Origin of the sequence: Pyrinomonas sp. (assembly GCF_040289685.1) — a bacterium.
Classification (GTDB): domain Bacteria; phylum Acidobacteriota; class Blastocatellia; order Pyrinomonadales; family Pyrinomonadaceae; genus Pyrinomonas.
The window spans coordinates 1-6,070 of record NZ_PSLQ01000055.1 but is presented as its reverse complement, the minus strand read 5'-3'; the positions used below and the strand labels follow the sequence as shown (position 1 = coordinate 6,070).

At 61.9% G+C, this 6,070-nt stretch carries 6 protein-coding genes; 4 read left to right on the top strand and 2 right to left on the bottom strand.

Going from position 1 to position 6,070, the window contains the following annotated elements:
• Together C4334_RS11425 and C4334_RS11420 are read right to left on the bottom strand one after the other, a co-directional pair.
• Positions 1–391: ABC transporter ATP-binding protein (locus C4334_RS11425; protein WP_352432231.1), on the bottom strand; the 391-nt coding region annotated here is incomplete at its 3' end.
• Between the two features lie 107 nt (positions 392–498).
• Entirely contained in the window at positions 499–2,049 is a 1,551-nt protein-coding gene (locus tag C4334_RS11420; RefSeq protein ID WP_352432216.1) for an efflux RND transporter periplasmic adaptor subunit, read from the bottom strand.
• 370 nt (positions 2,050–2,419) lie between these two features.
• On the opposite strand from C4334_RS11420, the gene C4334_RS11415 reads away from it, so the two are divergent.
• The 4 genes from C4334_RS11415 to C4334_RS11400 all read left to right on the top strand — a co-directional run.
• Positions 2,420–2,929, top strand: a complete 510-nt coding sequence (locus tag C4334_RS11415; protein ID WP_352432215.1) for a double zinc ribbon and FHA domain-containing protein — start codon at positions 2,420–2,422, stop codon at positions 2,927–2,929.
• Between the two features lie 47 nt (positions 2,930–2,976).
• Complete coding sequence (locus C4334_RS11410; protein ID WP_352432214.1) at positions 2,977–4,563, top strand: protein kinase domain-containing protein; 1,587 nt, start codon at positions 2,977–2,979, stop codon at positions 4,561–4,563.
• A gap of 4 nt (positions 4,564–4,567) precedes the next feature.
• Positions 4,568–5,089, top strand: coding sequence for an RDD family protein (locus C4334_RS11405; protein WP_352432213.1), 522 nt, complete (start codon positions 4,568–4,570; stop codon positions 5,087–5,089).
• On the top strand, positions 5,086–6,070 hold a 985-nt coding region (locus C4334_RS11400; RefSeq protein ID WP_352432212.1), incomplete at its 3' end, for a tetratricopeptide repeat protein. The genes C4334_RS11405 and C4334_RS11400, both read left to right, overlap by 4 nt.

Here is a 6,070-nt window from a genome sequence, read left to right as displayed (position 1 = left end):
GATCGGCTAGATCGACCGACATCAGCGCGCGCTTCGCTCGCTCGTGGCGCTCGGCGGCAGGGACGCCAGCGTAGATGAGCGGCAGTTCGACGTTGTGCAACGCCGTAGCGCGCGGCAACAGGTTGAAGGTCTGAAAGACGAACCCGACTTCCTTGTTCCTGATGCGCGCTAGTTCGTCATCGTCCATCTCGGAGACCAGTTTGCCATTGATCCAGTAACGCCCGCGCGTCGGCGTGTCTAAACACCCGATGATGTTCATCAGCGTCGATTTGCCCGATCCAGATGGCCCGATGATGGCGACGTATTCGCCCTTTTGCACATCGAACGATACGCCGCGCAACGCATGCACTTGCTCTTCGCCCATCTGGTATGTGCGCCAGATGTCACGCATGGAGATCAGGGCCGCTGGCACGCCCTCGCGCGCCAACAGTTCGCCGTAGGACGCAACTTCGTCGGTGACGGTCAATGCCGTTTCGTTCATCATCGAAGTCTCCGGGTTCACAATCTAGAGTTTGAGTTACTGTTATTGGCTCGTCGCGTCTGCTTTTTGACGGTGGTGCCGTCTTTGATTTCGCGCAGCACGCGACCCGGGCCGGTAACGATCTCCATGCCGGGTTGCAATCCGCTCGTGATCTCGATCTCGTTTTCGCCCGTAATCCCGGTGGTCACTTCGACGAACTTGACCTTGTTGCCATCGAGCGCGTAAACGCCTTTGACCGTCTTCGGCCGTTGTTGCCCATTGGCAGCAGAGGGCGTCGCGGCTGGCGTCGGCGTCGTCGCCGCTGCTTTTTCGACCAGAGCTTGCAACGGCACGGCGATGACGTTCTGTTTCACTTCGGTGATGATCGTCGCCGTCGCGCTCATGCCTGGGCGCAGCGCGTTGCGCACTTCGTCGGGGAGGTTGCGCAGTTCGATGACGACCTTGAACTCTTTGGCTTCCTGCACGTTGATGCGATTAGAGATCCCCCCACCCTGCAGGTCGGATTTGCCGACGGCGAGCGGGTTCTTCTGCGTCACCACGCCGTCGAGTTCACGTTCGCCGAACGCATCCACTTTGATCTTGGCCGGCTGGCCCACAGCGACGCGCGCGATCTGCGTCTCGTCGACGTTCACCTCGACGTTGATCGTTGACATATCGGCGATGATCATCAACGGCGTCGTCGAAAGCCCGGCAACGGCAAATTGCCCGACGCGCGCTTGAATATCGGCGACCACGCCGGTCAAAGGCGAGTATTGCGTCGCTTTGGCGCGCTGGCTCGCCTGACCGCGCAACAGCGCTTGCGCTTGATCGGCGCGCGCCTCGGCTGAGCGGACGCTGGCGCGTGCGCGCTCGACGCCGTTACGCGCGTCGCGGACGGCGATGCGCTGCTGGTTGACGCGCGCTTTGGCCTCCTCGATGGCGATGCGCTGCTGCTCCAGGCGCGCCTGCGCCGCACGTAACGCGACGCGCGCCTGCTCGTAACGATCGCGCGCGGCATCGTATTCGGAGCGCGAAGCAACGCCCGCTTCGACCAGCTCGGTAACGCGCCGAAGTTCGCGCTGCGCGGTGTTGAAATCGACTTGTGCGCGGTCAACATCCGTCTGTGCGGTGACGACTTGTTGTCGCGCCTGCGCCAGCGCCGCTTCGGCAGCAGCAAGATTCTGCTGCGCTTGCGCCACCTGATTCTCCGCCGCCGAGACCTGCGTGCGGGCGCTCTGCACGTCGCTCAAAGCCGCCTGCACGGCGGCAAACTGCGCTTGCTCTTGTGCCTGAAGCTGCGTCGGGTCGAGCCGGACCAACGGCTGCCCCTTGCGCACGTAATCGCCAGCGTTGACGTAGATCTCTTCGATGCGCCCAGCCACCTCGCTCGTCAGATTGAGGAACTGAATCGGGCGCACTTCGCCCGAAGCCGTAACGATCGAGCGCAGTTCGGGGCGCACCTCGACGCGCGCCGTCGTCACTTCGGGCTCTTCGCGCCGACTGGCGAAGATGCTGACGACGATGATGATCGTCAGAACGAGCGCCGCCGAAGAGGCGATGATGATCTTTCTTTTGCGGCTCAAAGCCATTTTTCTGCTCCGTCGTTTGTGCTCTCTCCAGCGCCGAACATCAACCGCGCGAGGCTCAACCTTGTCGCAAAGAGTCTAGCGGGTCGAATTTCGACGAACCATAACGCTTTTACGTTCAAGCAGAGGCGTCGGTTTCAAACTTTTGCACGTCGGGCCAGCACGGGCCGTTTCTTGTTGATGTGCGCCAGATCGCGCACGAGAAATTATGCGCTATCTCCGAAACCGATCACAAACCGCTTGGCCGATGAGAAAATGAACGGGTTGGCGCGCTGGATTGTTTCGCGCTAGAATGCTTCTGGCGCGCCGTTCAGCGTGGCCAAAAAAAACGCTTCGCACCTTGACCCGAAGCGCACGAAGTTTCGTCTTTTGTATGATCACTTGCGCCCGCTGCGGCACGGAAAACCTCGATGGGTCGCACTACTGCGACGAATGCGGGATGCGACTATGCCACAAGGAGGCTCCGTGCGCGGATGAATCGGCTGAAACAACAGGCCAAGTGTGGCGCGTCGAGGCGACGCCGCGTGCTGGCAAAAGGGGACTCCAGCGCGCGCACGCCAAGCTCATCATCGAGCGCGGCCACTCGGCGGGCAAAGAGTTCTTGCTGGAGACGGATGAGGCGCAGATCGGGCGGTGGGACGCTGACAACGGCATCTTTCCAGAAGTCGATCTCGATGCGGATGACCCGGAAGTCAAGGTCTCGCGTCGCCACGCGCGTATCTGGCGCGAAAGCGGCGGCTATTTCATCGAGGATTTGGGTTCGACCAATGGCACGTACGTCAACCGGACCAAACGATTGCTGCCCGGCGAGCGCGTCCCGCTGCGTGATGGCGATGAGATCATCGTCGGCAAGACTTTTCTGCGTTTCCACGTCATCAACTGATCTCGAACCGGTTCGATGATCGGTGGACGTTGTTAGATCAAGGGAAAATGGCCAACTGCCCCGCATGCGGCGCGCTGGTTGCGCCCGAAGATAAATTCTGCGGCAACTGCGGTGCGACGCTCGGAACCAACCGCGTCGTCAACGGAGCCTCCCCAGCGGCCAACCGTGCCCCCTCGCTGGTCGTCTCCTCTCCCCCGAACAACGCGAGCGCCATGAACGAGAACCGAAGAGAGACCCAACCCGAAGACGAAGAAGCAGCCGATTCGCGCTTGGGGACCACCGGCGGACGCCGCCCGCTCAACAAACCGCTCGCGCCCGGCACGTTGCTCAGCCAACGCTACGAGATCGTCCGTCGCATCGGCGGCGGCGGCATGGGCGCCGTTTATCTGGCCAAAGATCGCAACCTAGGTCATGCTCCGCGCGCTGTCAAAGAGATGATTCAAACTCAACTCGACGAAGCGCAACAAGAGAAAGCGATCAACGATTTCCGACGCGAATCGATGCTGCTCGCCTCGCTCGAACACCCATCGATCCCGACCATTTACGATTACTTCTACGACCAAACGGCGGGCCGTTTCTACCTCGTGATGAAATACATCTCAGGCGGCGATCTGCTGTCGCGCTTGCGCTCGGCACCGGAACACCGCTTGGATGAAAGCACCGTCACCGAGTGGGCCGTGCAGATCGCCGACGTGCTCGACTACTTGCACAATCGGCAACCGCCGATCATCTACCGCGACCTCAAACCGGCCAACGTCATGATCGATGGCACTTCCGGGCGCATCATGCTGATCGATTTCGGCATCGCCCGCTGGGTCGCACCGCAAGAGAAGGGCGTCACCGCTGTCGGAACGATGGGCTACGCGCCGCCGGAACTCTTCGGCGGCAAGGTCGAACCCCGTTCGGACATCTACAGTTTGGGCGCGACCATGTTCCACCTTCTCACCGGAGCTGACCCGCAAGAGAAACCGTTGCTCATTTTCGACTGGTCCAAAAATCCGCGTCCGCGCCAGATAAACCCAGCGCTTTCCGAAGAGATCGAACGGATCATCATGCGCGCCGTCGAGTATCAACCCGAAGATCGTTATCGCTCGGCGGCGGAGATGCGCGAAGTGCTCAACAACCATCTCGAGAAGCTGCGCGTCGGCGCGGTCAATTACGGCACGGCACCAACATCAAGCGCGCAAACCGTTGGAGTCGAACTCGTCTATTGTGGCTTCTGCGGCAATCAGATCGCGCCCGAAGACCTCTATTGCATCCACTGCGGATTACGCCAACCGCAAATCGGGCCGCCGTTGAGCCACATCACAGCGCGACTCATCGTTCTCGGCACAACGGAACTGGATGCCACCTTTGAACTCAACAAAGAGAGCTATCTCGTCGGGCGCAGCGATCCGCAGTCGAACATTTTTCCAGACATCGACCTTTCGCGCTTCGATCCGCGCACCAAAGTCTCGCGCCGTCACGCGCGCATCTGGCGCGAGGGCGACATCTACTTCGTCGAAGACCTCGGTTCATCCAACGGGACCATCGTCAATGAACGCCTGCGACTGGTGCCGCGCCAACCTCGCGTGCTCGAACACGGTGATAAGCTGAGGCTCGGAGAGACGACGCTCCACTTCATTCTCGGATGATCGCATGAGGACGCAAACCGAGCACCCGACCGCGTTTCGCGCCGCCCCGCAGCGTCGGCATCGTCCGGCGCCTGCTGGCAAACAAGCGCCGTTCGCTTTGCGCTGCGGTGCGCTGTTGATCGACTACGCGCTCGTCATCGGGTCGCTCGCCATCTCGACTTTGATCGCGCAAGTCTTCGGCGGTGGCGCGCGCTCCTTCGGCGATACGCTGGAGACTTTCGGCTACGTGCTGACAGCGACCGTCGCCGCGTTCAACTTCGTCGTCGCTGCTGGTCTGACGGGGCGCACGCTCGGCAAGTGGGCCACAGGGTTGGTCATCCAACGCACCGATGGCGCACCGCTCGGTTTGTGGCGGGCTTTGCTCCGCCATTTCATCGGCTATCCGCTCTCGCTGCTGCTCTTCGGCGGCGGATTTCTTCTCGCCGCGTTTCAAACACAAGGACGCGCTCTGCACGATCTGATCGCTGGAACCACAGTGCGACTTGTCGCCGTGCGCCCAGCGGCGGAACGCACTCGGAGACGATGATACGCCACTGCCCACAATGCAAACGAGCGACCACTAGTCCGGAGGCGCGTTTCTGTCGTTACTGCGGCGCGCGCCTGGCCCCCGTGTCAGGTGGAACCGCTCCTTTCTTCGATACGTCGCAACCGGACCAAGAAGTGCGCACTGGACCGGAAACGGCGCGCATGGGGCCAAACGACATCGAGCAGTTTTTTCAACCGTACTCGCCCGAAGACGAAGAGGAGACGGTGATCGCGCCCAAAGCCGCACCGGGCCAAAGGGTCGCGTCAGCACGCGACCCCCTTGATACGGCGGAGCTTGAAGCGCCCGAACCGCCAGTCTTTGCGACGGGCGAAGCGCGTCCCGTCATCGCTTTGCAAGAACCATCGCCGCCTCCGACGCCTGCGGCCAAATCGCGCCGCCCCCTCTTGTGGGTTGCAGCTTTTGCCGTCTGCTTGATCGCAACGGTCGTCGCAGCTTGGCTGCTCGCTTTGCGCACGCTCCAAAGAACGTCGACAAACGCCGAACAGAAGCCAACTCCTTCCGCCGACGCGCGCGCATTGGCCCAGATCAAGGTCGCCGAAGCCGAAACGCTGCTCGCTGCCGGTCGAACCGACGAAGCGCTCGCGCGTCTGCGCGAAGCCATTGCGCTCAATCCAAACGATGCCGAAGCCTACAGACGACTGGGCAACGCGCTGCTTCTTACTGGCGCGCGGCGGGAAGCGATCAACGCTTTTCTCGCGGCTGTCGCCAATGCGCCCGACGATCGTGCGGCGTGGCGCGCGCTCGCCGATGCGCAAATGGACGAAGGCATGTACAAGGAGGCCGCGGAGAGCTACCGCCGGCTCTTCGCCTTGGCAGTCGATCCGCAAGGGAGCGAAGACGGAGCCCGCCTGCGCTGGGCGGAAGCGCTGCTCCGTTCAGGTCAAACGGCGGAAGCGCGCGCCCTGCTGCAGTCGCTCGTCGCATCGCCCGTGGCAGCAGTGGCCAGCGAAGCGCGGCGTC

Bases quoted from the DNA above. Each gene is read 5' to 3' on its own strand.
- C4334_RS11415 (WP_352432215.1), top strand. From the start codon at position 2,420: ATGATCACTTGCGCCCGCTGCGGCACGGAAAACCTCGATGGGTCGCAC.
- C4334_RS11420 (WP_352432216.1), bottom strand. From the start codon at position 2,049: ATGGCTTTGAGCCGCAAAAGAAAGATCATCATCGCCTCTTCGGCGGCG.
- C4334_RS11410 (WP_352432214.1), top strand. From the start codon at position 2,977: ATGGCCAACTGCCCCGCATGCGGCGCGCTGGTTGCGCCCGAAGATAAA.
- C4334_RS11405 (WP_352432213.1), top strand. From the start codon at position 4,568: ATGAGGACGCAAACCGAGCACCCGACCGCGTTTCGCGCCGCCCCGCAG.